This is a genomic window from Streptomyces sp. ITFR-21 (assembly GCF_031844685.1).
GTDB lineage: Bacteria > Actinomycetota > Actinomycetes > Streptomycetales > Streptomycetaceae > Actinacidiphila.
Map to the genome: position 1 here is coordinate 1,756,657 of NZ_CP134605.1, position 24,545 is coordinate 1,781,201.

17 protein-coding genes are annotated in these 24,545 nt (G+C 73.4%); 3 read left to right on the plus strand and 14 right to left on the minus strand.

What is annotated here, in order from left to right:
* Window positions 1–161: 161 nt before the first annotated feature.
* The 3 genes from RLT57_RS07825 to lepA form a co-directional block, all read right to left on the minus strand.
* Window positions 162–2,000 carry a SpoIIE family protein phosphatase gene (locus RLT57_RS07825; RefSeq protein WP_311296638.1) on the minus strand — a complete coding sequence of 613 codons (1,839 nt, stop codon included), beginning with the start codon at window positions 1,998–2,000 and terminating at the stop codon, window positions 162–164.
* A gap of 176 nt (window positions 2,001–2,176) precedes the next feature.
* Window positions 2,177–4,054 (minus strand): AMP-dependent synthetase/ligase, encoded by a 1,878-nt coding sequence (locus tag RLT57_RS07830; protein ID WP_311296639.1) that lies wholly within the window; start codon window positions 4,052–4,054, stop codon window positions 2,177–2,179.
* A gap of 129 nt (window positions 4,055–4,183) precedes the next feature.
* On the minus strand, window positions 4,184–6,055 hold the full coding sequence (lepA, locus tag RLT57_RS07835; protein ID WP_311296640.1) for a translation elongation factor 4: 1,872 nt from the start codon (window positions 6,053–6,055) through the stop codon (window positions 4,184–4,186).
* Between the two features lie 215 nt (window positions 6,056–6,270).
* Between lepA and rpsT the strand changes: the two genes are divergently transcribed.
* The gene (gene rpsT / locus RLT57_RS07840; RefSeq protein ID WP_311296641.1) at window positions 6,271–6,537 is read left to right on the plus strand and encodes a 30S ribosomal protein S20; all 267 of its coding nucleotides are present in this window, start codon (window positions 6,271–6,273) and stop codon (window positions 6,535–6,537) included.
* Between the two features lie 383 nt (window positions 6,538–6,920).
* On the opposite strand, the gene holA is transcribed toward rpsT, so the two are convergent.
* Window positions 6,921–7,907, minus strand: coding sequence for a DNA polymerase III subunit delta (holA, locus tag RLT57_RS07845; protein WP_311296642.1), 987 nt, complete (start codon window positions 7,905–7,907; stop codon window positions 6,921–6,923).
* 94 nt (window positions 7,908–8,001) lie between these two features.
* Here holA and RLT57_RS07850 point away from each other — a divergent pair, with 94 nt between their 5' ends.
* Window positions 8,002–8,244 carry a hypothetical protein gene (locus RLT57_RS07850; RefSeq protein ID WP_311296643.1) on the plus strand — a complete coding sequence of 81 codons (243 nt, stop codon included), beginning with the start codon at window positions 8,002–8,004 and terminating at the stop codon, window positions 8,242–8,244.
* Window positions 8,245–8,350: 106 nt separating this feature from the next.
* Here the strand turns inward: RLT57_RS07850 and RLT57_RS07855 are convergent, their stop codons facing one another.
* The 10 genes from RLT57_RS07855 to tmk form a co-directional block, all read right to left on the minus strand.
* Window positions 8,351–10,711, minus strand: coding sequence for a ComEC/Rec2 family competence protein (locus tag RLT57_RS07855; protein WP_311296644.1), 2,361 nt, complete (start codon window positions 10,709–10,711; stop codon window positions 8,351–8,353).
* A gap of 635 nt (window positions 10,712–11,346) precedes the next feature.
* Window positions 11,347–12,180, minus strand: coding sequence for a ComEA family DNA-binding protein (locus RLT57_RS07860; RefSeq protein WP_311296645.1), 834 nt, complete (start codon window positions 12,178–12,180; stop codon window positions 11,347–11,349).
* A 272-nt stretch (window positions 12,181–12,452) separates the two neighbouring features.
* Window positions 12,453–13,298, minus strand: a complete 846-nt coding sequence (locus RLT57_RS07865) for a DegV family protein (RefSeq protein WP_311296646.1) — start codon at window positions 13,296–13,298, stop codon at window positions 12,453–12,455.
* Window positions 13,299–13,399: 101 nt separating this feature from the next.
* On the minus strand, window positions 13,400–14,143 hold the full coding sequence (locus RLT57_RS07870; RefSeq protein WP_311296647.1) for a hypothetical protein: 744 nt from the start codon (window positions 14,141–14,143) through the stop codon (window positions 13,400–13,402).
* A 382-nt stretch (window positions 14,144–14,525) separates the two neighbouring features.
* A complete protein-coding gene (gene leuS, locus RLT57_RS07875) occupies window positions 14,526–17,426 on the minus strand; it encodes a leucine--tRNA ligase (protein ID WP_311296648.1) in 2,901 nt (966 codons plus the stop codon).
* A 229-nt stretch (window positions 17,427–17,655) separates the two neighbouring features.
* The gene (locus tag RLT57_RS07880; RefSeq protein ID WP_311296649.1) at window positions 17,656–19,647 is read right to left on the minus strand and encodes a S53 family peptidase; all 1,992 of its coding nucleotides are present in this window, start codon (window positions 19,645–19,647) and stop codon (window positions 17,656–17,658) included.
* Window positions 19,648–20,197: 550 nt separating this feature from the next.
* Complete coding sequence (locus tag RLT57_RS07885; RefSeq protein ID WP_311300623.1) at window positions 20,198–20,464, minus strand: MazG nucleotide pyrophosphohydrolase domain-containing protein; 267 nt, start codon at window positions 20,462–20,464, stop codon at window positions 20,198–20,200.
* Between the two features lie 198 nt (window positions 20,465–20,662).
* Entirely contained in the window at window positions 20,663–21,871 is a 1,209-nt protein-coding gene (locus RLT57_RS07890) for a DNA glycosylase AlkZ-like family protein (protein WP_311296650.1), read from the minus strand.
* A gap of 34 nt (window positions 21,872–21,905) precedes the next feature.
* Window positions 21,906–23,216, minus strand: coding sequence for a B12-binding domain-containing radical SAM protein (locus RLT57_RS07895; protein ID WP_311296651.1), 1,311 nt, complete (start codon window positions 23,214–23,216; stop codon window positions 21,906–21,908).
* A 42-nt stretch (window positions 23,217–23,258) separates the two neighbouring features.
* Complete coding sequence (gene tmk / locus RLT57_RS07900; RefSeq protein ID WP_311296652.1) at window positions 23,259–23,942, minus strand: dTMP kinase; 684 nt, start codon at window positions 23,940–23,942, stop codon at window positions 23,259–23,261.
* Between the two features lie 227 nt (window positions 23,943–24,169).
* Here tmk and RLT57_RS07905 point away from each other — a divergent pair, with 227 nt between their 5' ends.
* Entirely contained in the window at window positions 24,170–24,463 is a 294-nt protein-coding gene (locus RLT57_RS07905) for a GntR family transcriptional regulator (protein WP_311300624.1), read from the plus strand.
* Window positions 24,464–24,545: the final 82 nt, after the last annotated feature.

Below are 24,545 nucleotides of genomic sequence, written 5' to 3' on the forward strand. Positions count from 1 at the left end.
GCAGGCGGCAGGCGGCAGGCGGCAGGCGGCAGGCGGCAGGCGGCAGGCGGCAGGCGGCAGGCGGCAGGCGGCAGACCCTACCGTTCGGGGCCGGGGCCGGGGGCCAGGGCCGAGCCCGCGCGCTCGCGTCCCCGGTCCCGGTCCCGGTCCCGCCCGGAGGGCTACCGCGCCTGGAGGACCAGCAGCGCCAGGTCGTCGGCCGGGGGCGCCGCGTCGTAGTCGTGGACGGCCCGGCGGATCCTTTCGGCGACGCCGGCCGCGCCGAGGGTCACGCAGCCGCTCAGCGCCGCCGCGAGGCCGTCGTCGTCGTCGAACTGGCGCCGGCCGCGGCGGCGTTCGGTCACCCCGTCGGTGACGCAGAGCAGGGTGTCGCCGGGGGCCAGCAGGAAGGACTCGCTGTCGTAGCGGGCGTCGTCGGAGATGCCCAGCAGCATCTGCGGGGTGGCGGCGGGCCGTACCCGGCCGTCCGGGCCGAGGACCAGTGGCAGCGGGTGGCCGGCCGAGGCGAGGGTGCAGCGGGCGCCGCGACCGGGCGCGTACGGCGTGATCTCGCCGTAGAGCAGCGACAGGAAGCGGGCCTGGCCGCCCTCCCACGCGGCGGTTTCGCCGATCAGCGCGGCGGCGGCCTCGTCGGCGAGCGCCTTGTTGAGGCGGTCGAGGACGTCGGAGACGCCGTAGCCCTCGCGGGCCAGCAGCCGCAGCACCGGGCGGACGATGCCGGTCAGCGAGGCGGCCTCGGGGCCGCTGCCGCAGACATCGCCGAGCGCGAAGCACCAGCGGCCGTCGCCGGTCGGGAAGAGGTCGTAGAAGTCGCCGCCGACCCAGTCGCCGGCCATCGGCTCGTAGACGACGGCGTGTTCGACGCCCGGGATGCGGCCGGTGGCGGGCGGCAGCAGGCCGCGTTGCAGCACCGTGCTGATCATGGCCTGGCGGGCGTACTGCCGGGCAGTGCCCATGGCGAGCGCGACCCGGCGGGCGAAGTCCTCGATCAGGCCGGTGGCCTCCGCCGGGATGCCGAGCGCTCCGGTGCGGCCGAGCAGCAGGGTGCCGTGGCAGTGGCCGGCGGCGACCAGCGGCACGGCCAGCGACCCGCCGCGCTCGGTGGGCGCGCACGGCATGACCGGCCAGGGCAGCGACCGCGCGCCGGGACGGGGGGTCGGGGTGGGCGGCGACTTGTCCAGCAGGGCCCGCAGCGGGTCGATCCACTGCTCGACGCTGTGCCACACGTGGGCCAGCCGGGGCGCGGCACCGGCCGGGTAGAGCCAGACCGCGCACCAGTCGGCGAGCCGCGGCACCAGCAGCTGGGTGGCCAGGGAGGCCACGTGGTCCTCGTCCAGCTGCCCGGCCAGCAGGTCGGACGCCTCGGCGAGGAAGGTGAGGCTGCCGCGGCTGATCCACTCCCCGTCGGCGCGGCGGGGCCGCTCCTCGGGCGGGACGGGCGCGAGCAGCGGCCGCCGGTCCCCGCCGTCGGCCGGGTGCGGCGCGGGCGCCCCGGTGGCGGAGCGGGCCGCGGCTTCGGCCGCCGCCGAGGCGGCGGCGGCCCCGGTCAGGTCCAGGCGGCACCAGACGGTCTTGCGGTCCCGCTGGTAGGTGACGCCCCAGGTGTCGGAGAGCGCGGCGACCAGGTGCAGGCCCCGGCCGCCCTCCCGCTCGTCCGGGTGCTGCTCGGCGCTGCCGCGCAGCACCCGGCCGGGGTGCCGGTCGGCGACCTCGATCACCAGGCCGGACGGCGGCCACACCTCGGCGTCCAGGCGGCACAGGATGTCCACCGCGGTGCCGGCGTGCACCACGGCGTTCGTGACCAGTTCGCTGATCACCAGGGCGGCGTCGTCCAGCACGCGCTCGGCGAACGCGGCGTCCTGCGGCGGTCCCAGGCCCGCCCATTCGGCGAGCGTCGCCCGCAGGAACCGCCGCGCGGCGCCGGCGGCCAGCTCGTCGCCCGGCACACTGGCCCGCCGCACACTCCCCTCGACCCGGTCTCGGGTTGCAATCAGCGTCACACGGCACAGCGTGACACTCGGCAGCCCCGCAGGTGCACAGAGTGACCGGGTTTCCCACCTCAGGGGCCTTATTTCCGCCAACCTTGCCCCGATGGCGCCCGGGGGCCGCTATTGTGCGGCGCCCCGGGCCGCCGCCCGGGTCCCGCGCGCCCGCGCGGGAGTGCCGTGCGGGCGGCTCACGCCTCCCGCGAGCCCGCGTACATCTCGTCGATCAGCGGGGCGAACTCCCGCTCGACGACGGGCCGCTTGAGCTTCAGGCTCGGTGTCAGGTCGCCGTGCTCGACGTCCAGGTCGCGGGGCAGCACGCGGAACTGCCGGATCTGCTGCCAGCGCTGGAGGGTCGCGTTGACCCGCCCGACGTAGTCCTCCATCAGGGCCCGCACCTCGGGGGCGGCCACGACCTCCGGGTAGGGGCGCCCGCCCAGGCCGTTCTCCCGCGCCCAGCCGAGGATCGTCGGCTCGTCCAGCGCGAGCAGCGCCGTACAGAAGTTGCGGCCGCCGCCGACCACCAGGACGTTGCTGACGAACGGGCACAGCGCCTTGAACTGGCCCTCCACCTCGGCCGGCGAGATGTACTTGCCGCCCGAGGTCTTGATCAGGTCCTTCTTGCGGTCGGTGATCTTGAGGAAGCCGTCGGGCGACAGCTCGCCGATGTCGCCGGTGTGGAACCAGCCGTCGGGCTCCAGCACCTGCGCGGTCTGCTCGGGCAGGCCGTGGTAGCCCTGCATGATGCCGGGGCCGCGGAGCATGATCTCGCCGTCCTCGGCGATCCGGACCTCAAGGCCGGGCAGCGCCTTGCCGACCGTGCCGGTGCGGTAGGACACGTCGGGGTTGACGAAGCTCGCCGCGCTGGACTCGGTGAGGCCGTAGCCCTCCAGGATGTGGACGCCGGCACCGGCGAAGAAGTAGCCGATCTCGGGGGCGAGCGCGGCGGAGCCGGAGACGCAGGCCCGCAGCCGGCCGCCGAACGCCTCGCGGATCTTGGCGTAGACGAGCTTGTCGGCGAGCGCGTGCTTGGCCCGCAGCACCGGCGGGGCGGTCGGCGCGCCGGTCAGCCGCATGGAGTTCTGCGTCGTCCTGGCGTACTCGCGGGCGACCCCGGCGGCCCACTGGAAAATCCGGTACTTGGCGGCGCCGCCCGCGCGGGCCCTGGCGGCGACCCCGTTGTAGACCTTCTCGAAGATGCGCGGCACGGCGGCCATGTAGGTGGGCCGGACCACCGGCATGTTCTCGACGATCCTGTCGACCCGGCCGTCCACCACCATGATGTGGCCGATCGAGATCTGGCCTGCGGTGAGCACCTTGCCGAAGACGTGGGCGAGCGGCAGCCACAGGTACTGGATGTCGTTCTCGTTCAGCAGCTCGATCGCCTGGATGGCGCGGGCCATGTACGACCAGGCGTCGTGCGGAAGGCGTACGCCCTTGGGCCGGCCGGTGGTGCCGGAGGTGTAGATCAAGGTGGCGAGCTGGTCCTTGGTGATCGCCCCGATCGCCTCGGTCACCGCGGCGGGGTGCTGCTCCAGGTAGGCGGCACCGCGCTTTTCCAGGTCGGCCAGGGACAGCACCCAGCCGTCACCGTCGGAGTCGGCGGCGTCGGCCGGGTCGAAGACCACCACGTGGGCCAGCTCGGGCAGCCCGGTCCGCCGCTCACGGGCCTTGGCGAGCTGCCCGGCGTCCTCGGCGAACAGCACCCGGCTGCCGGAGTCGGACAGGATGAACGCGGTCTCCTCGGTGTTGGTGCTGGGGTAGACCGTGGTGGTGGCCGCGCCCGCGCACAGCACGCCGAGGTCGGCGAGGATCCAGTCGACGCTGGTGCCCGCCGCGATCGCCACCCGCTCCTCGGGCCGGACGCCCAGGTCCATCAGGCCGGCCGCGATGGCGTAGACCCGGGTGGCGGCCTCGCTCCAGCTCAGCGTCTCCCAGCGCTCGGCGCCCGAACCGGCCGGTACGGGGTAGCGGTACGCCTCCACGTCCGGTGTCGCCGCCACGCGGTCCAGGAAGAGCCCGGCCACGGAGGGGGGCCGGTTCTCAAGCAACGTCTGTGTGTCGGTCACCACAACCTCCGGGGCACGCGCGGCTTTCTCATTAACTCACCGGTAACCACCGGTCGGATCAGACTAGGGGGCCGACGCCGGACACGTAAGGGGCGTGACCCGCCCCGCCCGCCCGAGCAGGGCGTCCCGTCACCTCTTGGCCTTGGACTCGCCGTCGGAGTCGCTCGACAGCACCGCGATGAAGGCCTCCTGCGGCACCTCCACGCTACCGACCATCTTCATCCGCTTCTTGCCCTCCTTCTGCTTCTCCAGCAGCTTCCGCTTGCGGGAGATGTCGCCGCCGTAGCACTTGGCGAGGACGTCCTTGCGGATGGCGCGGACCGTCTCGCGGGCGATCACCCGGGCGCCGATGGCCGCCTGGATGGGCACCTCGAAGTTCTGCCGCGGGATCAGCTCGCGCAGCTTGGCGACCAGCCGGACCCCGTAGGCGTACGCCTTGTCCTTGTGGGTGATCGCCGAGAACGCGTCCACCTTGTCGCCGTGCAGCAGGATGTCGACCTTGACCAGGTCGGCGCTCTGCTCGCCGGTGGGCTCGTAGTCCAGCGAGGCGTAGCCGCGGGTCTTGGACTTGAGGCTGTCGAAGAAGTCGAAGACGATCTCGGCGAGCGGCAGGGTGTAGCGGATCTCCACCCGGTCCTCGGAGAGGTAGTCCATGCCGAGCAGCGTGCCGCGCCGGTTCTGGCACAGCTCCATGATCGCGCCGATGAACTCGGTCGGCGCCAGGACCGTCGCCCGCACCACCGGCTCGTAGACCTCGGCCAGCTTGCCCTCGGGGAATTCGCTGGGATTGGTGACGACGTGTTCCTTGCCGTCCTCCATCACCACCCGGTAGACCACGTTGGGCGCGGTGGCGATCAGGTCCAGGCCGAACTCGCGCTCCAGCCGCTCCCGGACCACGTCCAGGTGCAGCAGGCCGAGGAAGCCGACCCGGAAGCCGAAGCCGAGGGCCGCGGACGTCTCCGGCTCGTAGACCAGGGCCGCGTCGTTGAGCTGGAGCTTCTCCAGCGCCTCGCGCAGCTCCGGGTAGTCCGAGCCGTCCAGCGGGTACAGCCCGGAGAAGACCATCGGCTTGGGGTCCTTGTAGCCGCCCAGCGCCTCGGTGGCACCGCGGTTCAAGGTGGTGATGGTGTCACCGACCTTGGACTGCCGTACGTCCTTCACCCCGGTGATCAGGTAGCCGACCTCGCCGACGCCCAGGCCGTCCGCGGACAGCATCTCCGGGGAGTTGGTGCCGATCTCCAGCAGCTCGTGGGTGGCGCCGGTGGACATCATCCGGATCCGCTCGCGCTTGCTGAGCTGCCCGTCGATCACCCGGACGTAGGTGACGACACCGCGGTAGGAGTCGTAGACCGAGTCGAAGATCATCGCGCGGGCGGGGGCGTCCGCGACGCCGACCGGGGCCGGCACGTCCCGTACCACCCGGTCCAGCAGCGCGTCGACGCCGACGCCGGTCTTCGCCGAGACCCTGAGCACGTCGGAGGGGTCGCAGCCGATCAGGTTGGCCAGTTCCTCGGCGAACTTCTCCGGCTGCGCGGCCGGCAGGTCGATCTTGTTCAGCACCGGGACGATGGTGAGGTCGTTCTCCATCGCCAGGTAGAGGTTGGCCAGGGTCTGCGCCTCGATGCCCTGGGCCGCGTCGACCAGCAGGACCGTGCCCTCGCAGGCGGCCAGCGAGCGGGACACCTCGTAGGTGAAGTCCACGTGGCCGGGGGTGTCGATCATGTTGAGGATGTGGGTGCGGCCCGCCTCGTCGCCGGTGGTCGGCGCCCAGGGCAGCCGCACCGCCTGGGACTTGATGGTGATGCCCCGCTCGCGCTCGATGTCCATCCGGTCCAGGTACTGGGCGCGCATCTGCCGCACGTCGACGACGCCGGTGAGCTGCAGCATCCGGTCGGCCAGCGTGGACTTTCCATGGTCGATGTGGGCGATGATGCAGAAGTTTCGGAGCAGCGCCGGGTCGGTACGGCTCGGCTCCGGTACGTGGGAAGGGGTCGCGGGCACGCAGGGTCCAGTTTCTTGAGACTCTTGAGGACATCATGAGGCGCGGTACGTTGCTTTCCCCATAGTCCCATGACCGGGCCCGTGCGACGGTTTGGGAGCGCGGCCGGGCGGCTGGTACCCTGGGCCGCTGTGCCTCGTGCCCTTCACCCGAGGCCGCACCCCCCGTGGATCCGCCGCGGGGCGCTTTGTGGATACGAACCTGAGAAGGCTCTTTCGTGGCGAACATCAAGTCCCAGATCAAGCGCAACAAGACCAACGAGAAGGCGCGCCTGCGCAACAAGGCGGTCAAGTCCGAGCTGAAGACCGCGATCCGCCGCACCCGCGAGGCCATCGCAGCCGGCGACGCCGAGCAGGCCACCGTGGCCGCCCGGGTGGCCGCCAAGAAGCTCGACAAGGCCGTCAGCAAGGGTGTCATCCACAAGAACCAGGCCGCCAACAAGAAGTCGGCGCTGGCCCAGTCGGTCACCGCGCTCGAGGTCTGACCGGATCCGTCCCGAACGGCCCTCGGCACCGCCGGAAACCGGAATCAGCGGCCCCTCTACCGCCCGGACCGGCACAGCCAGGACCGACCGCGCCGCACGCGGACGTTCGCCACGTGCCTGCGGCGTGACCGGCGGATCCCCACGGCGCCCCTTCGTTCCTTTCCCGGGTGCCGTGCGGTCCTGCGTACCCTGCTCCACGCCTTACCGCCCGCCCGGGTCCTCCTCCCGCGGCGGGCGGTCTGCTGTCCGGGGCCGTGACGGGCGGGGCCCCCGGACCGGGCGGGGGCGGGGCGGGGGCGGTACGCGGGCAGGGGCGGCGGCCGAGCGAAGGTGCGCGGTCGGCCGCTGGGCCGGGCCGTTCGTCAGCCGGGATCGCGGGAGGGTCAGCCGCGGGCGCGGGACGCGCGGGCGATGGTGACGACCGCCTTCTCCAAGGCGTACGCCGGGTCCGCGCTGCCGCCCTTGACCGCCGCGTCGGCCTCCGCGACCGCCCGCAGCGCCACCGAGACGCCGTCGGCCGTCCAGCCGCGGATCTGCTGCCGTACCCGGTCGATCTTCCACGGCGGCATACCGAGGTCGCGGGCGAGCTGGCCGGGATTGGCGCCGCGCGGGGCGGACGCGAGCTTGCCGATGGCGCGGACCCCGGAGGCCAGCGCGAAGGTGATGCCGGGCAGCGGCTGGCCGACCGACAGCGCCCAGCGCAGCCGTTCCAGCGCCTCGGCGGTACGGCCGGTGACCGCGAGGTCGGCGACCTCGAAGCCGGTGGCCTCGGCCCGGCCGGTGTAGTAGCGGGCGACCACCGCCACGTCGATCGTGCCGTCCACGTCGGCGGTCAACTGAGCGCAGGCACTGGCCAGTTCCCGCAGGTCGCTGCCGATGGCGTCCACCAGCGCCTGGTGGGCCTCAGGGGTCGCGGACCGGCCCAGGGTACGGAACTCGCCGCGCACGAACGCCAGCCGGTCGGCCGGCTTGGTCATCTTGGGGCAGGCCACCTCCCGGGCGCCTGCCTTGCGGGCGGCGTCCAGCAGTGCCTTGCCCTTGGCCGCCCCGGCGTGCAGCAGTACCAGGGTGATCTCCTCGGCGGGCGCGGCCAGATACGCCTTGACGTCCTTGACCGTGTCCGCCGACAGGTCCTGCGCGTTGCGCACCACGATGACCTTGCGCTCGGAGAACAGCGACGGACTGGTCAGCTCCGCCAGCGTCCCCGGCTGCAGCGCGTCGGACGCCAGGTCGCGTACGTCGGTGTCGGCGTCGGCGGCGCGCGCCGCGGTCACCACCTCCCGCACCGCGCGGTCAAGCAGCAGGTCCTCCTGGCCCACCGCGAGGGTGAGCGGAGCGAGTACGTCGTCTGGAGCGGTCTTCCTGGCCATGTGACGCCCAGCATGCCACGGGGGTCCGACAGCCCGGCGCCCCGGGCGGCGGACCCGGTCCACGGCGCCGGGGAGGCTCGGGGACAATGCCGTGGTGAGCGACGTACGACATGTCCTGGTGCTGCCCGACCGCGACACCGCCGAGGAGGTCGCCGAACTCCTGGCCGACCGCTTCGCGCTGGCCGAGGAGCCGCTCCTGCTCCGCGACGCGCTGGCCGGCGAGGACGACGCGGAGGACGCCCAGTGGCTGCTGGTCGTCGAAGACCCCACCGCCCGCCTCAACCCCGCCGCCCTGCACGCCCTGGCCACCGCGCACGACGGCTGGCTGGAAACCTGACCCCGCCCGGCGCCGAACCGGAGGCCGGCGCGGCCGAAACCGTGCCCGGCGCACCGGCCAGACACCGGCCCGCGCGGGCACCCGGAGCCGCTGAACCCGACGGCGCTCATCGCGGGCCCACGGCCTGGGGACGCGCGCGCTCGCCGGGACCCGACAGGGTTGTCCGCAGGCCCGCCGGGCCGGGGGCGCTGACGGTGATGGAGCCGTCGTGGTCGGTGCGCAGGACGGTCGTGCCCAAGGCGCGCAGGGAACGGAGGGTGCGGGCGGCCGGGTGGCCGTAGGGGTTGCCGGTACCCACGCTGATCAGGGCGAGGCGGGGACGGGCGCGGGCCAGCAGGGCCGGGGCCTGGTAGGCCGAACCGTGGTGGGCGACCTTCAGCACGTCCACGCGGGGGAGGTCGGGGACGGTTTCCAGCAGGCGCTGCTGGGTGTCCGGTTCGAGGTCTCCCATCAGGAGCAGGGTCAGCCCGGCGGTGCGGACGAGGAGGGCGACACTGGCGTCGTTGGCGTCGTCGGGCGCCAGGGGCTCCCCCGCCGGGGGCCAGAGGACCTGCCAGGCCAGCGAGCCGAGGGCGCGGCGCTCGCCGGCCGCGGCCCGCACCAGCGGTACGCCGGCCGCCGCCGCTTCCCGCCGTACTTCCGCGGCCTGGCCGGCGGGTTCGTCGAGCGCGGTCGTCTCGATCGCGCCCACCGCGCGGCCGTGCAGCACGCCGGGCAGGCCGTCCACGTGGTCGGCGTGGAAGTGGGTCAGGACCAGCAGCGGGACCACGGTGACCCGCAGGTCGCGCAGGCAGCGGTCCACCGCGGCCGGATCGGGGCCCGCGTCCACCACCACCGCGGCGCCCGGACCCGCCGACAGGGCCAGCGCATCACCCTGACCGACGTCGCACATCGCGAACCGCCAGTCGCCCGACGGCCATCGCGCGGCGAACCGGGGGAGCGGCACGGGCCGCAGCAGCGCGAGCAGCAGCAGGAGGGCGCAGGTCGCGGCCGGCCAGGGGCGGCGCGGCAGCCGCTCGCCGCACACCGCCGCCGCGACCGTCGCCACCGCCAGCAGGGCCGCCCCCGGGCGCCCGCCCGGCCAGGGAACGTCCGCGCCGGGCAGCGCGGCCCCGTGGCGGGCCACCGCCGCGATCCACTGCGCCGGCCAGCCCGCGAGCCAGGCCAGGACGTGCGCGGCGCCGCCCGCCACCGGGGCGGTGAGCAGCGCGGCGAACCCGAGGACCGTCGCGGCGCCCACCGCCGGTTCGGCCAGCAGGTTGCAGGGCACCCCGACCAGGCTCAGCCGGGCCGTCAGCAGCACGATCACCGGCCCGCACACCGCCTGCGCCGCCGCTGCCGCCGCCAGCCCCTCCGCCAACCGCCCCGGCACCCCGCGGGCCCGCAGCGCCGCGCTCCACCTCGGGGCGAGCGTCAGCAGGGAGCCGGTGGCCAGCACGGACAGGGTGAACCCGTAGGACCTCGCCAATGCCGGCTCGTACAGCACCAGCAGCAGAACGGCGGCGGCCAGGGCGGGCAGCAGGGACCTGCGGCGGCCGGTGGCGACGGCCAGCAAAGTGACCAGACCGCAGGCGGCGGCCCGCAGCACGCTCGGCGAGGGACGGCACAGCAGGGCGAACCCGACGGTCACGGCCGCCCCCGCGCACGCCGTCCAGCGCAGTGGCAGGCCCACGGCGGCGGCCAGCCCACGGCGTTCGGCCCTGATGGCCCGGTTCGGGGGACCGATCAGGAGGACCAGCAGAAGCGTCAGGTTCGCCCCCGAAACGGCGGTGAGGTGCGCCAGGTCGGTGGCGCGGAAGGCGTCCGCCAGGTCCGTGGCGACGGCGGAGGTGTCGCCGACCACCAGGCCCGGCAGCAGTTGGCGGGCGTCGGCCGGCAGCGGGGCGGCGGCCTCCCGCAGGCCGGCGCGGAGATGGGCGGCGACGCGCTGTGCCGTGCTCGGCGGCGCGGCGATCCCCGGCGGGCCCACCGCCCGCAGGACGGCGGCGATGTCGTCGTCCCGCTCGTCCGGCGGGGCGAACCGGGCGGTCAGGGTCACCCTGGTGGACGGCACCAGTCCCAGCCACGACGAGCGGGCCGCGCCCCCGGCCAGCACGATCACCGGCGTACGCAGCCGTGTCGCCCCCACCCGCTCGGCCGTGGCCCGCACCAGGACGACCCGCGACGGTCCCGCCCCCGCCGTGAACGGGTCCCCGTCCACCCGTACGGTCGCCTCGGCGCCGGCCCCCTCCCCGGCCAGCGCCGGCACCGGGCCCCGCGTCAACTCCGCCCGCGCCAACCCGGCCACCCCCGCGGCCACCGCCCCGCACAACACGGCGGCCACCACCGCCGGCCACAGCCGCGGTTTCCGCCACAGCGCCGCCCCGGCCGCCACCGCCCCGGCCACCGCCAAGCCCGGCCCCCATCTCCCCGGCGCCGCCGCTGCCGCCCACGCGGCCAGCGCCGGCCCGACCAGCCGCAGGTCCACGGGCCCCTCCTGCCGCGGGTTCGAGGCCCCCAACGGTGAGGCGGCGGCAGCATGCACGGCTGCCCGCTGCGGTCCGCCGACGCTTCCGGGCCCCCCGCCCGCACCCACGCCACCCGCGGCCGCGTCCGCGCCCCGCGCCGACCCGCCCGCCGACCGCCCCGGCGCTCGGCGCAGCCGGGCCCCACCCTCCCGGCCAGCCACCGCCGCGGCAGAATCGGACGCGCCCCGCGCCCCCTGCGACCCACCTCCCTCCGGAGCGCCGTCGCCTCCAACGGCATCGGCCGTACCGCCCTCCGCACGCCCCTGAGCTTGCCGCCACCGAGCCCCGGCCTCTGGTCCGGCCTCCGCCGCCGCGCAGTGGCGAGGGCAACCGGCGTCCTCCCCACCCACGCAGCTTCGGCAGGGGACATCGCCGTTCCGCCCGCCCGCCGCCGAGGCGGGAGCATCCGCGGCGCCCGGGACGGGGCCCACCACCGACCCACCCGCCGACCGCCCCGGTACGTGCCGCAGCCTCAGCTCCGCCGCCCCGCCCGGTTCCGCCGCCGGGTGGGTGTGGCGCCCGGCGTCCTTCCCGCTCGCGCGGCCCGCGCAGGGCGCCTTGCCGATCCGGGCGGGGCGGCCGGCGGAGTCGGGGGTCATGGGTGGACCAGGGGCTGGAGGGTGGCGAATTTGCGGGGGCCGATGCCGGGAATCTGGCGGAGTTGCCCGGGAGAGGTGAAGGCGCCGTGTCGGGTACGGAAGTCGAGGATGTGCTGGGCGAGGACGGGGCCGACGCCGGGGAGGGCGTCGAGTTGGGCTGCGGTGGCGGAGTTGAGGCTGAGGGGGCCGGTCGGGGCGGGGCCGGCGGAGGAGGCGGCCGGGACCGAGAGCGGGGGCGGGGGCGGGGGCGGGGTGACGCCGACGAGGACCTGTTCGCCGTCGGTGAGGGGGCGGGCGAGGTTGAGGGGGGTGGTGTCGGTGCCCGGGAGGGGGCCGCCGGCGGCGGTGAGGGCGTCGGCCACACGGGAGCCTTCGGGGAGTCGGCGTAAGCCGGGCCGGGCGACCTTGCCGGCGATGTCGACGGTGAGCTTCGACAGCGGGGCGGGACGGGTCGCCGGGGTGGGCACGGGCATCGCGACGGGCGGGGGGACGCGGACGGTCCGCGGGCGCCCTGCCCAGTAGTGGTGGAGGGCGAGCCCGGCCGCCACGGCGAGGACCACCGCCAGGGCGGCCACCGTCCTGAACTCCAGCCCGCAGCGGACGAACAGCCACTGCCGTAGCCGGCCCATGCGTCCGCCCGCGAAGGCCCGCACCCCGGGCACCCCGGTCGGTGGCTCCTCCTCCGCCGTGCCGAAGAGCGCGCCCGCCCGCGCCCGCAGCCGCGCCGCCGCCTCGGCCTTGCCGGGCGCACGTACCGTGTCCGGACGCGGATCCGTGTCCAGTTCCGGATCCACCGGGTTCACCGGGTCCATCGAGTCCATCGAGTCCATGCACTCGATGCTGGACCCCGCCGGGGGCCGAAAACGACCTTCGCCGGGATCTGTGGACAACGCTCCGGGAAGCCGGCCGCCTGTGGATAACTCGGCCACCCGTGTGGGTGACCCGCCCCCGGCCGGCGGCCCCACCGGGCACCCGGCCCCCGGGCGCCGCACCCTCCGCCCGGCCCCGCACCCCGGCCGCCCCCGCACACCGCCGGGGCACCGCCCCCACCCGCGGCAGCACCCCCGGGCGCGGCCCTACCCGGCCCCACGGCCCACCCCTCTCAGTGCGGCGAGACCACGACCCCCAGCAGCCCCGGCCCGGCGTGCGCCCCGATCACCGCGCCCACCTCGCTCACCACCAGCTCGCCGAGTCCCGGCACCCGTTCCCGCAGCCGGTCCGCCAGCACCGCCGCCCGCTCGCCCGCCGCCAGGTGATGGACCGCGAGGTCCACGTGCCGGGTGCCCGCCTGCCCGACCACGATCTCCTCCAGCCGGGTGATCGCCCGCGACGCCGTACGGACCTTCTCCAGCAGCTCGATCCGGCCGTCGGCCAGCCGCAGCAGCGGCTTCACGGCCAGCGCCGACCCGAAGAGCGCCTGGGCCGCGCCGATCCGCCCGCCGCGCCGCAGGTAGTCGAGCGTGTCGACGTAGAAGTACGCCAAGGTGTCCGCCGCCCGCTTCTCCGCGGCTGCGACCACCTCGTCCGCCGTCCCGCCCGCCTCCGCCGCCCGCGCCGCGGCCAGCACGGTGAAGCCGAGCGCCATCGCGACCATCCCGGTGTCCACCACGCGCACCGGCACGGGCGCTTCCTTCGCGGCCACGAGCGCGGCGTCGTACGTACCGGAGAAGTCGGCGGACAGGTGGAGGGAGACGATCGAGGCCGCGCCGGACGCGGCGGCGGTCTCGTAGGCGGCGGTGAACTCGGCCGGGCTGGGGCGGGAGGTGGTGACCGGGTGGCGCCGTTGCAGGGCGCGGGCCACGGCGGGGGCGGAGATCTCGGTGCCCTCTTCCAGGGCCTCGTCGCCGATGACCACGGTGAGGGGCACGACCGCGATGCCGTGCCGGGTCAGCGCCTCCGGTGCCAGGTAGGCCGTGGAATCCGTGACGATGGCGACATGCGGGGACATGAGCGGGAGGTTACCCGGGTTGTGCCCCCGGGTGACAGTTCGCGCTCGCGCGCCTCGGCCCGCGGTGCCGGGCGGCCCGCTCCCGCTCCCGGGACCGGCGCTCACTCCGCCGACGGACCCCACTTCGGCGCCCCGGCCCCCGCCCCCGAACCCGGGAGCGGTCCGGAGCCGGGACCGGAGGCAGGTCGCGAGGCAGAACCAGGGCCATGACTTGGACCCGGACCCCGGCCGAGACCAGGACCCGCCGCCGGCCTCCCCCCGACCGCCGGATCGGCCGGACCCCCCGGACCCACCGGATCCCAGTGCCGCAGCGCGTCCGCCTCAAGGTCGATCTCCCGGGTCAGCGAGGAAAGCTCGTCGTCGGCGAAGCGCCGGGCGCGGTCCTGGGCGGCCCAGCGGAGGGCGTCGGCGGAACCGGTGATGCGGCGGGCGCGGTCGGTGAGGTCGGGGAGGCGGCGGGCGACGCGGGAGCGGTCGGGTTCCTGCTCCAGCAGCTTGAGTTCGGCGTCGAGGGAGGCGGCGTGGTCGCTGAGGCGGGCGAAGAGGGTGGCGGCCTCACGGACGGAGGCGTCGTCCTCGTGGCCGGCGTCCAGGGCGCGGAAGGTGCTGTCGATGGAGGAGCGCAGCTCCACGCGCAGCCGGGCCAGCTCACCGGCCGGGCCCGGAACCGTGTAGCGGCGGGCCTTGAGCCGGGCGTCCTCGACCACCCGGCGGGCCTGCGCGCCGCCGCGCCGCATCCGGCGCCGTGCCGCACGGACAATCTTCACCGTCGCCACCACGGACAGCGCCGCGAACACCAGGAAAGCGGCGAGGAGCACGAGCGCGATGATGCCGATGGTCTCCACGGGCAACCTCCAGTCCGGGCACGGCGGCGGTCCGGCGCGTGGGCCGCCCCCCCCACCGTAACCGGAGGGAGCGGGACCGAGGACCCGTACCGTCCCCGAACCTGCCCCGGGGCGACGGCCGCACGCCCCGCCGGCCCGCGGACCGGTGCCGGCCCGCGGCCTCAGGGACCCGCGGCCCCGCCGACCGCCCCGGCCGAGCCCGACCGCCCGGGTCGGACGCGGTCGGCCCCAGCCGGCCCGGGTCGAACCCGCCCGGCCCCGGCCTCGGCCCGCGAGCGGTCACCCCGGACGAGCCCGACGCGCGCGATCCCGAGCCGTCGCCCGCCCGGAAAAAGCACGGGCCCCGGCCCCCGGAAAGCCCGCGCAGCCCCGCCCGGCCCCCTCACACCACGATGTTGACCAGCTTCGGCGCCCGCACGATCACCTTCCGCACCGGCGCCCCGTCCACCGCGGCGACCACTGCCGGGTCGGCCAGCGCCAGCGCCTCCAGTTCGGCGTCGGAGACGGTCGGCGCGACCTCCAGGCGGGCCTTCACCTTGCCCTTGACCTGGACCACGCACGTCACCTTCGCGTCCTGCACCAGCGCCGGGTCGGCGACGGGGTAGTCCGTGTGCGCCAGGGAGCCGGCGTGGCCCAGACGGGTCCACAGCTCCTCGGCGATGTGCGGGGCCAGCGGCGCGATCAGCAGCACCAGGGGCTCGGCGACTGCCCGCGGGACCGCGCCGGCCGCGGTGCGGGTCAGGTGGTTGTTCAGCTCGGTGATCTTGGCGATGGCGGTGTTGAAGCGCAGCGCGGCCATGTCGGCGCCGACCCCGTCGATCGCCTTGTGCAGGGCGCGCAGCGTCTGCTCGTCGGGCTCGGTGTCCACGACGGTGACGCGGCCGGTCGTCTCGTCGACGACGTTGCGCCACAGCCGCTGCAGCAGCCGGTACTGGCCGACGACCGCCCGGGTGTCCCAGGGCCTGGACACGTCCAGCGGGCCCATCGCCATCTCGTACAGCCGCAGCGTATCGGCGCCGTACTCCGCGCAGATCTCGTCCGGCGTGACGGCGTTCTTCAGCGACTTGCCCATCTTGCCGAGCAGCCGTGAGACCTGCTCGCCCTGGTGGAAGAAGGCGCCGTCCCGCTCCTCCACCTCGGCCGCGGGTACGGCGATCTGGCGGGCGTCGCGGTAGACGAACGCCTGGATCATGCCCTGGTTGTACAGCTTGTGGAACGGCTCGTAGGACGAGATGTGGCCCAGGTCGTACAGGACCTTGTGCCAGAACCGCGCGTACAGCAGGTGCAGGACGGCGTGCTCGGCGCCGCCGACGTACAGGTCGACGCCGCCGGCCGGCTGCCCCTCGCGGGGGCCCATCCAGTACGCCTCGGCCTCCGCGGAGACCAGCCGCTCGTCGTTGTGCGGGTCCAGGTAGCGCAGCTGGTACCAGCAGGAGCCGGCCCAGTTGGGCATGGTGTTGGTCTCGCGGCGGTACGTGCGCGGCCCGTCGCCCAGGTCCAGCTCCGCGGTGACCCACTCCTGGTTGCGGGACAGCGGGGTCTCCGGGGAGGTGTCCGCGTCGTCGGGGTCGAAGGTACGGGGGCTGTAGTCGTCGACCTCGGGCAGTTCGACGGGCAGCATCGAGTCGGGCAGGGCGTGGGCGGTGCCCTCCTCGTCGTAGACGATCGGGAAGGGCTCGCCCCAGTACCGCTGGCGGCTGAACAGCCAGTCGCGCAGGCGGTAGTTGACGGTGCCCTCGCCGATGCCGCGGGCGGTCAGCCAGTCGGTGACGGCGGCCTTGGCCTCGGCGACGCCCAGGCCGTTCAGGTCCAGTTCGCCGGTCGCCGAGCCGACGACCTTCGCGTCGTAGGACACGAAGGCGTCGTCCCAGGCGGCGGTGTCGGTGCCGCGGCCGTCGGTCGGCTCGACCACGCAGCGCATCGGCAGTTCGAAGGCGCGGGCGAAGGCGAAGTCGCGGGAGTCGTGGGCGGGGACGGCCATGATCGCGCCGGTTCCGTAGCCCATCAGCACGTAGTCGGCGATGAAGACCGGGACGGGTTCGCCGCTGACCGGGTTGACGGCGAAGGCACCGGTGAAGACGCCGGTCTTGTCCTTGGCCTCGGCCTGCCGCTCCACGTCGGACTTCGCGGCGGCCTGCTTGCGGTAGGCGGCGACGGCGTCGGCGGGGGTGGTGTGGCCGCCGGTCCACACCTGGTGGGTGCCCTCGGGCCAGGCGGCGGGCACGATGGCGTCCACCAGCTCGTGCTCGGGGGCCAGCACCGTGTAGGTGGCGCCGAACAGGGTGTCCGGCCGGGTGGTGAAGACCGTGATCGGGTGGTCGGCGCCGGCCACCGCGAAGTCGACCCGGGCGCCTTCGCTGCGGCCGATCCAGTTGCGCTGTTGGAGCTTGATCGCCTCGGGCCAGTCCAGCGCGTCCAGGTCGGACAGCAGCCGGTCGGCGTACGCGGTGATCCGCATCATCCACTGGCGCAGGTTGGCCTTGAAGACGGGGAAGTTCCCGCGCTCGGAGCGGCCGTCGGCGGTGACCTCCTCGTTGGCCAGTACGGTGCCGAGACCGGGGCACCAGTTGACCGGCGACTGGGCGATGTACGCCAGCCGGTAGCCGCTGAGCACGTCGGCCTGCTCGGGGCCGGTCAGCTCGTCCCAGGGGCGGCCCGCCGCAATATCGCCGCTCGGGGAGGTGACCGCGGGGGTGGGCCGCTCGCCGTTGCGGAACTGGCGGACCAGCTCGTCGATGGGGCGGGCGCGGCCGGCCTCGGGGTCGTACCAGGAGTTGTAGATCTGCAGGAAGATCCACTGGGTCCAGCGGTAGAACTCGGGGTCGATGGTGGCGAGGGAGCGGCGGCGGTCGTGGCCCAGCCCCAGTCGGCGCAGCTGGGTGCGCATGGTGGCGATGTTGGCCTCGGTGGAGACCCGCGGGTGGGTGCCGGTCTGGACGGCGTACTGCTCGGCGGGCAGGCCGAAGGCGTCGAAGCCCAGGGTGTGCAGGACGTTGTGGCCGGTCATCCGCTGGAAGCGGGCGAAGACGTCGGTGGCGATGTAGCCGAGCGGGTGGCCGACGTGCAGTCCGGCGCCCGAGGGGTACGGGAACATGTCCATGACGTACTTCTTGGGCCGGGCGGCCAGCTCGGGGTCGCCGTCCAGCTCACCGCCGGGGTTGGGGGCGGCGAAGGTGCCGCGGGCGTCCCACTCGTCCTGCCAGCGGGCCTCGATCTCGGCGGCCAGTGCGGCCGTGTAGCGGTGGGGCGCAGCCGTCTCGGCGGCCGGGGTGGTGTCGCTCATCGTCCTCGGTACTCCATCGATGTCGTGACGGCTGCGCCGCCGGTGGGCCCTCCGCGGAAACAAAAAAGCCCCTCGCTCAGGAGGGGGGCCGCACTGACGTGGGTCGCGGTCAGCGCGGCTCGCTCAGCGGAAGGCTCACGGCTCGCATGGTGTCAGGCTACCGCAGCGGGCGAGGGGCCCGTACCGGGGATCTCCCCGGTACGGGCCCCTCGCGGTGGGCTGTGGGGCCTCAGTGGTGGCCCTTGCCCTTGCCGGGCTTGCCGTGCTTGGCCGGCTTGTACGACGAGACGTACGTCTTGCCGGGCGTGCCGACACCGGTCACGTCGTCGTAGCCGACGGTCGCGTGCAGCGAGCTGTCCACGCCGAAGGTACGCAGCGAGGTGATCAGGCCGTCCGAGGCGTCGGTGGTGTTCGCGAAGTCCACCCGGACGTTCGCGATGCCCTGCCCCTGGCCCAGCGGGTGGTCGGTCACGTCGTGGTACGAGGACGTGCCGAACTTGTCGTAGATCGCCGGGTTGGCGAACCCGATCGGGACGCCGCCGCGCGCCTCCTGGGCGAGCGCCTCGACGCCGGCGATGACCGGGGAGGCCAGCGAGGTGCCGCCGAGGCGGTACTCGTTGTACTTCACGGTTCCGTCCGGGAACGTCTGGGTCTCACCGACGAGGAAGCCGGTGTTCGGGTCGGCGACGGCCGCGATGTCCGGCTCGACCCGCATCTTGGTGGTGCCGCCGTTGGCGAGCGCCAGCGCGTTGGGGACGACGCCCTTCTGGTAGAAGGGCTGCGCGTACAGCCGGCTGGTGCCGCCGCCCGCACCCGAGGTGAACGGGCCGGGGAAGCCGGTCCAGCTCTTGCCGTCGGCCGCCAGCGGGGCGCGCTCGGTGCCCCAGCCGGTCTCCCACTTGTAGGTGTCGTTCTTGCCGACGGCGAGCGAGGTGCCGCCGACGGAGGTGACCCAGGGGGAGTTCGCCGGGGTGTTGACGTCCGTCACGCCTTCGTCGATGACGGAGTCGCCGTCGTCGCCGGAGGAGAAGTAGAAGCCGATGCCCTCGACCGCGCCCTTTTCGAAGACCTGGTCGTAGGCCGCGGCGGTGTCGGACGTCTCGTTGGCCTCCACGTCGCCCCAGGAGTTGGTGACGATGGTGGCGAGCCGGTCGTTGACGATCAGGGCGAGCGAGTCGAGCAGGTCGTCGTCGTTGCAGGAAGCGGCGCCCACGTAGACGATCTTCGCGTCGGGGGCCACCGCATGCACGGCCTCGACGTCGAGCGACTCCTCGCCGTACCAGCCGGAAGCGCCGCAGTCCTCGACGGTGTTGTAGCCGTCGGGACCGGGCACGACCTGGGTGAGCTGTCCCTTGCGGTACTTCTGGCCGCCGGTGTCCTTGGCGAGCTTCGCGCTGTCGCCGACGATGTTCGGCGAGGCGTACGCGTCGGTGATCGCCACGGTGACGCCCTTGCCGGTGTACTTGCCGGCGCCGTAGGCGGCACGCAGCTGTGCGCCGGTGTATCCCTTGATCGTGTACGGGGCCTTGCCGCCGTACGCCGAGGGAAGCTTCTTGTCGGTGTTCGAGCCGTAGTACGTGGAGAACGGCCCGGAGTTGACGAACGCGGCCTCCGGCGGGGGCAGCGTCTCGTCGTGCGAGGCCCGCTTCGGCGCGTTGTCCAGGCCGCTGATGGTGAGCACCGCGCCCTTAAGCGAGGCGGGCACGGAGGCGGTGCCGGTCGGGGCGCGGTAAGTGTGGCCGCTCTTGCTGTAGTTGTGCAGCTGGGTGCCGAACGTCTTCTCGGCGGCAGCCACGTCACCGGTGACGGTGAGGTAACTCTGGTTGGTGCCGGTCACCTTCAGGCCCGCGGAGGTCAGCCAGTCGGTGACCGCGGCTATCTGGGCCTTGGTGGCGCCGAAGCGGGACTGGGTCTGGGCCGGCGTCAGGTACTTCCCGTAGTCGGCGGAGTTCGGGTCGGACACGGCCTGCGCGTAGGCGGCCAGGCCCTTGGCGTCCCTGCCGGCGAGGTAGACCCGGACGGTCACCTTGCTGGAGTCGGCCGTGGCACCCTTGTCCGCCTTGGCGGTCGCCCATGCGGGCTTGGTGCCGCTGATGAGCTGGCGTCCGGTCGGCTGGTCGGCCGTGGCGGACTGAGCTCCGATGACGAGCGCGCCGGCGACCAGGGGCAGCGCCGCGGCGGCCACCAGTCCGACGCGGGTTCTCTTGCGCTCAAATCTCATGAAACCCCCATGCGAAGCGAGTTGCAGCAGAATGCGGTGTCGCCGCGAGTGCCGCTATCCGTACGGCTTGTACCGCAGAGCGACACTCTTTCGCTGATCAGTTCATGCCAGGGGCATGACTTTCCCAAGAGCAGGTCAAGGAACGATCGCCTCCATCCGCCCCGGGGCATGCCTGTTGGCTACTCCGCGCCACCAACAGACTTTTCCCGACCGCCGGTTGCGGACCCCCACCCTCCGCTTCCGACCCACTCCGCCCGACGCTAGCAGCGCCCCCGCCCACCCCAACAGACCGCGCGGGTAACGCCGTAGGTGATCGGGGGCGGCGATCGGGGGCGGGGGCGCGCGAACCCGGGGCGAGGCGGAGGCAGGGGCGCGCGGCGGGGGTCGACACGGGGGCAGCGGCGCGCGGCGGGGGTCGACGCGGGGGCGCGGCTACGGGAGCGCGGAGTGGGCGAGGGCCCGGCGAGCTTCAGGGCGGGGCGGGGGTCGACGCAGGGGCCCGGCTACGGCACCGCGGGGGCGGGCAGCGACCGGTCCGGCGCGGACGAGGTCAGGCCGGGACCCAGGTGCGGGTCTCGTTGACCGTCTCCTTGGTCCGCAGCGCGTCGGCCAGGTCGATGCCGAGCCGGTTGGCGATAGCACAGAGATAGATGAGCACGTCGGCCAGTTCCTCACCGACGTCGCCGACCGCCGAGTTCGGATCGAGGCGCATCTTCTCGCTCTTGCGCACCGCTTTGAAGACTTCGCCGACCTCTTCGCCGAGTTGCAGGCACTGCTCGATCACCGGCCGCTCACTGAAACCGCGTTCGATTTCCATGTCGGCCACGTACCGTTGAATCTCTTCGAGTGACTGATTCTTTTCCAAGGGAATCACGCGGAGCCTCGCTCTGTACGGTCGGGCGTGCACGGACAGGTCTTCGGGGGATTTCGCGGCAGCAGATTAGCAGTCGCCCCGTGGCCGTCCGGGCGGCTCTCCGCCGCCCGCGGTCCACGGCCGGTCGCACCCTGCCAGCGGTTACGGCCGCGGCTGCGGCTGCCCGGGAATCGCGGCAGCGCGGCCGCCTCGGCCGGACGTCCAGCCGAGGCGCAGGACCCGGGTCAGCCGGTTGGCACGGGCCCGCACGGATCCGCGCAGCTCAGGAGTCGATGCGCCGCCGACCAGGCGGGTGGCGACGCGCCGCTCGGCGGGGTCCCAGCTCCAGGTTCCGACGACGTGCCCGTCGTACAGGATGGTGGGCAGCACCTCGCCGATCCGATTGAACGCACGCCCGGCCGACAGGCCGCCGAGGTAGCGGCCTCTGCTCTCGAAGTACGCCTTGAGGGCCACGTCCTCGTGTGCGAGGAGGTTCACGCCGCTGTGGCGGCCGGCCTCGTCCTCGGCCAGGAACTCCTCCAGCCGGTCCGCGAACATGTACTGCGGCTGGCCGCTCCACCCCGTCGTGACGGCCACCACCGCGCGGTCGCTGCGGCCGAGGGCGTCGGTGACGGCGCGGCGGGAGAGAGCCGACCACCAGACGGCGTCGGCGAGGGAGGCCGGGCCGTACCGGTCGAAGTACGCCTCGACCAAACGGGTCGTCGCTCCCTGGCGTTCACGGCCGAGGTTCGCGCCGGGGTAGGCGTGTCCGGTCAACGCGAAGGTCCGCAGCTCCCGGTTCCAGGCGTCGGACACGTTCAGATAGGCGATGTCCCCCCGCTCCCAGGCGAGCTTCAGGGCGAGACGGGCCCGGACGGTGCCGATGCCGTGTCCGGCCAGCCGCTCCTCGATCCCCCGGTGCGGGAGCGGGCCTTGCGCTCCGAGGAGCACGGTCAGCTCGTCCACGGCCGCCTCGACGTCCACCAGCCGCTCCTGCCGGTTGGCCACGGCCCGCAGCGCGTCGCGTTCGCGGTAGTGGCGGGTCGCCGCGTGGGCGGCGGAGGCGAGTTCCAGCGGGAGGGTGTGGAGGGTCTTGCGCATGCACCGGACCGTCATGACCCGTTCACGGGTCGGCGGCGCGAACAGGCTGGCCGCCACGTCACCGTCGGCACTGCGCGCGGCGACCGTGGCGAAAGGCGAGGGCAGTCTGGCGGCGTGCAGACCGAGGCTCGCGTGGGCGATCGATTCGACCGAGTCGAAACGGGTGTCGTCTGCCAGGCCCTGGCGTCGCAAGGTCCAATTCCACAGACCGCGCGACGTCGCGTCATCCAGCCGGTGAATCGCCGACAACGGACCGGAGGACGTCAGCATGCGTGGACTTTAGCACCTTCCGCAGACCGCTGATTCACCCTTGCGCGTTCCAGCCGGATTCAACAAAATTCCGTAACCGGGTGTGCGAGGTTTCGATTTCTTCCCATTCCTGGTCGTTTCCCCACCATCTCCTGGTGTTGTGGTGGATGTGGAATTTCTCCCAGTCGCCGTCCCAGTCGGGCTGGAGGTGGGTGCCCCGGACGCCGTAGAGGTCGGCGTTCTCGTAGACCTCGGTGCCGGGGAGCGGGACGAACCGGAACAGCGAGACCCTGCTCACGGTGGCCCCGAGCTCCTGCAGGAGGCTGACCGTCTCCTCCGTGGTCGCGGCGTCCTCGCCGGGGAAGCCGTGGATGACGAAGACCTTCGCCTCGATCCCGGCGTCGTTGGCCATGTGGACGGCACGCTTGATCTGCGCGCGCCTGGTGTTCTTCCGCATGGCCTTGAGGAGCTGTTCGCTGCCCGACTCCATGCCGTACTTGATCTCGATGCAGCCGGCTCGGGCCATCCGGGCGACCAGGTTCTCGTCCACGGTGTCGACGCGCGAGAGGGCCGACCACCTCAGGCGCAGGTGGGCGATGTGGTCGCAGATGTCACCGACCTTCCGCCGGGCCACGATGAAGTTGTCGTCCACGATGGCGAAGCCCTCGATGCCGTACGCCTCGACCAGATGCTCCAACTCGGTCAGCGCGCTCGCCCCGCTGCGGTACTGGATACGGGTCTGCCCGGCCGCGCAGAAGCTGCACGGAAAGGGGCAGCCGCGGGAGAACATCACATGGGCCATCGGCAGATCCGTCCCGGCCAGCCGGTCCGATATGACGATGTCCTCGCGCGGCAGCAGGTGGCGGGCCGGAAGCGGCAGAGCGTCGATGTCGCGCAGCAGCGGGCGTCTGGGGGTGCGGCGGACCTGGTCACCGTCCAGGTAAAGGATGCCGGGAACGTTCGCCGGACTCCCGCCCCGGTGCTGGTCGAGAAGGGCCAGGATGGTCTCCTCCGACTCGCCGTCGGTGGCGACGTGCGCCTGGAAGTCGCGCAGGCTGGACTCCGGATAGAAGTTGCAGTGCACGCCGCCCACCATGACCAGCGCGTCGTCACGTATGGCGCTCTGCCGGCGGGCCCGCAGCATGAAGCCGTACGTCGCGGAGGAGGCCAGGCTGAAGCCGACAGCATCGAAGCCGGTCAGGTCCAGTCGCGTTCGGTCAGGTGTGACCTTCTCGATGGCCACCTCGTGCCCGGCCCGCTCGCACACCGCGGCAAGGTAGAGGACTCCGAAAGGCGGGAACTCCTTGCGCTCCTCACGGAAGCGGGCCATGTCGTAGACCTCGGGATAGAGCAGTGCCACTCTCATGATCTCCTCCTGGTACCAGGCCGCCGTGCGGGGGGAGCTCGTTCACCATCCGAACTGGTCGGTGGCCCGGAGGACGAGGGCGTTGTGGACGGCCTCCGGGCTCTGGTCGCCGATGTCGTACGGCCATACCGGGTAGCCTCGCGTGACCAGTTCGTCGGCCACGTGGCCGAACAGTTCGGCTTCCCTCTGCTTCGCCGCCCGGTCCGCGAGCTGGAAGCGGCTGTGGTTCCCCCGGCCGGCCGCGCGCTGGGCGCACAGTTGCCAGCTGCCGGTGAGGAAGACGGCGAGATGCGGCCATGGCAGATCCCGTTGGGTGTTCCACACGAAGTCGAAGGGGACGCCGTCGAGCTGGTCGAGTACCAGGGACGACGGCAGGTACCGGTCGCAGACCACCACCTCACCGCGTTCCAGCGCCGGCCGGATGACGGTCTCGGCGTGGTAGTACCGGTCCGCGGCGATGAGGCAGGACAGCGAGCGCCCGTGGTACTGGTGTGTTCCGTACCTGGCGAGTTCCCCCATCGCCGAGGGCGACGGCTCGGTGGTGGAGGTCACCGTCAGGCCGTAGCCGCGGAGGGACTTCGCCAGAAGGCCGGTCATCGTCGTCTTCCCCACGCCACTGGGGCCGTCGACCGTGATGAAGACGCCGTCGGCCCACGGCCGATACGAAGGGCGGGGCGCCGGCGCGGTGCGGGCGGGCGTCTCGTCGGAGCCGACGTACAGGACCACGGTGCTGCCCCCAGGAGTCAACGGAGCGCGGAGTCCGGCGACCCCATCGTCCCAAGTCCGGGCGGCTGACGATAAGTCGACAACCGGTCACAGTCGGCACGGGGGAAGCAGCGCCGAGGCGGTGCTCGGCAGGCGGAAAGCCCCGGCGCCGCGCGCTTTCGCGGCCCACGCCGCGGCAGTCGGCGGATCACGCGGTCACCCGCGAGAGCTGGCCCGATGGCTGCCTGATCCGGGTAAGGGCAACGGAAGCGCCCCGCGCCGACGCCGCCCTCGTCACATGCTGCGCCGGTGCGGGGCACACCAGCCCTGCCGAAGAAAGGACGAGGCAGAACGACGGACTTCCCGGCGAGGCCGCGGTGACCGAGCGGTACGAGGTCTGTCGCCGGACCGCCCGGCAGGCTCTTATCGAGCTGGAAGGCGCGGGGCTGATCGAGACGCACCACGGCAAGGGCCGTTCCGTGAAGTGGAGTGTCCAATCAACGGCGGATCTGCTGATCATGGGAGAGACGCCAAGTGAGTGAGGTTTTCGCAGCGAAATGATCTTCGCGAAACGTCGTGAACCGCGCGCCTGTGGGCGGATCGGACGAACCCATACCGGCCGTG

Coding starts and splice junctions, on each gene's coding strand:
- RLT57_RS07860 (WP_311296645.1), bottom strand. CDS start 12,180: ATGGACTCGATGGACTCGATGGACCCGGTGAACCCGGTGGATCCGGAA.
- RLT57_RS07885 (WP_311300623.1), bottom strand. CDS start 20,464: ATGGAAATCGAACGCGGTTTCAGTGAGCGGCCGGTGATCGAGCAGTGC.
- leuS (WP_311296648.1), bottom strand. CDS start 17,426: ATGAGCGACACCACCCCGGCCGCCGAGACGGCTGCGCCCCACCGCTAC.
- RLT57_RS07890 (WP_311296650.1), bottom strand. CDS start 21,871: ATGCTGACGTCCTCCGGTCCGTTGTCGGCGATTCACCGGCTGGATGAC.
- RLT57_RS07880 (WP_311296649.1), bottom strand. CDS start 19,647: ATGAGATTTGAGCGCAAGAGAACCCGCGTCGGACTGGTGGCCGCCGCG.
- RLT57_RS07865 (WP_311296646.1), bottom strand. CDS start 13,298: ATGTCCCCGCATGTCGCCATCGTCACGGATTCCACGGCCTACCTGGCA.
- RLT57_RS07895 (WP_311296651.1), bottom strand. CDS start 23,216: ATGAGAGTGGCACTGCTCTATCCCGAGGTCTACGACATGGCCCGCTTC.
- holA (WP_311296642.1), bottom strand. CDS start 7,907: ATGGCCAGGAAGACCGCTCCAGACGACGTACTCGCTCCGCTCACCCTC.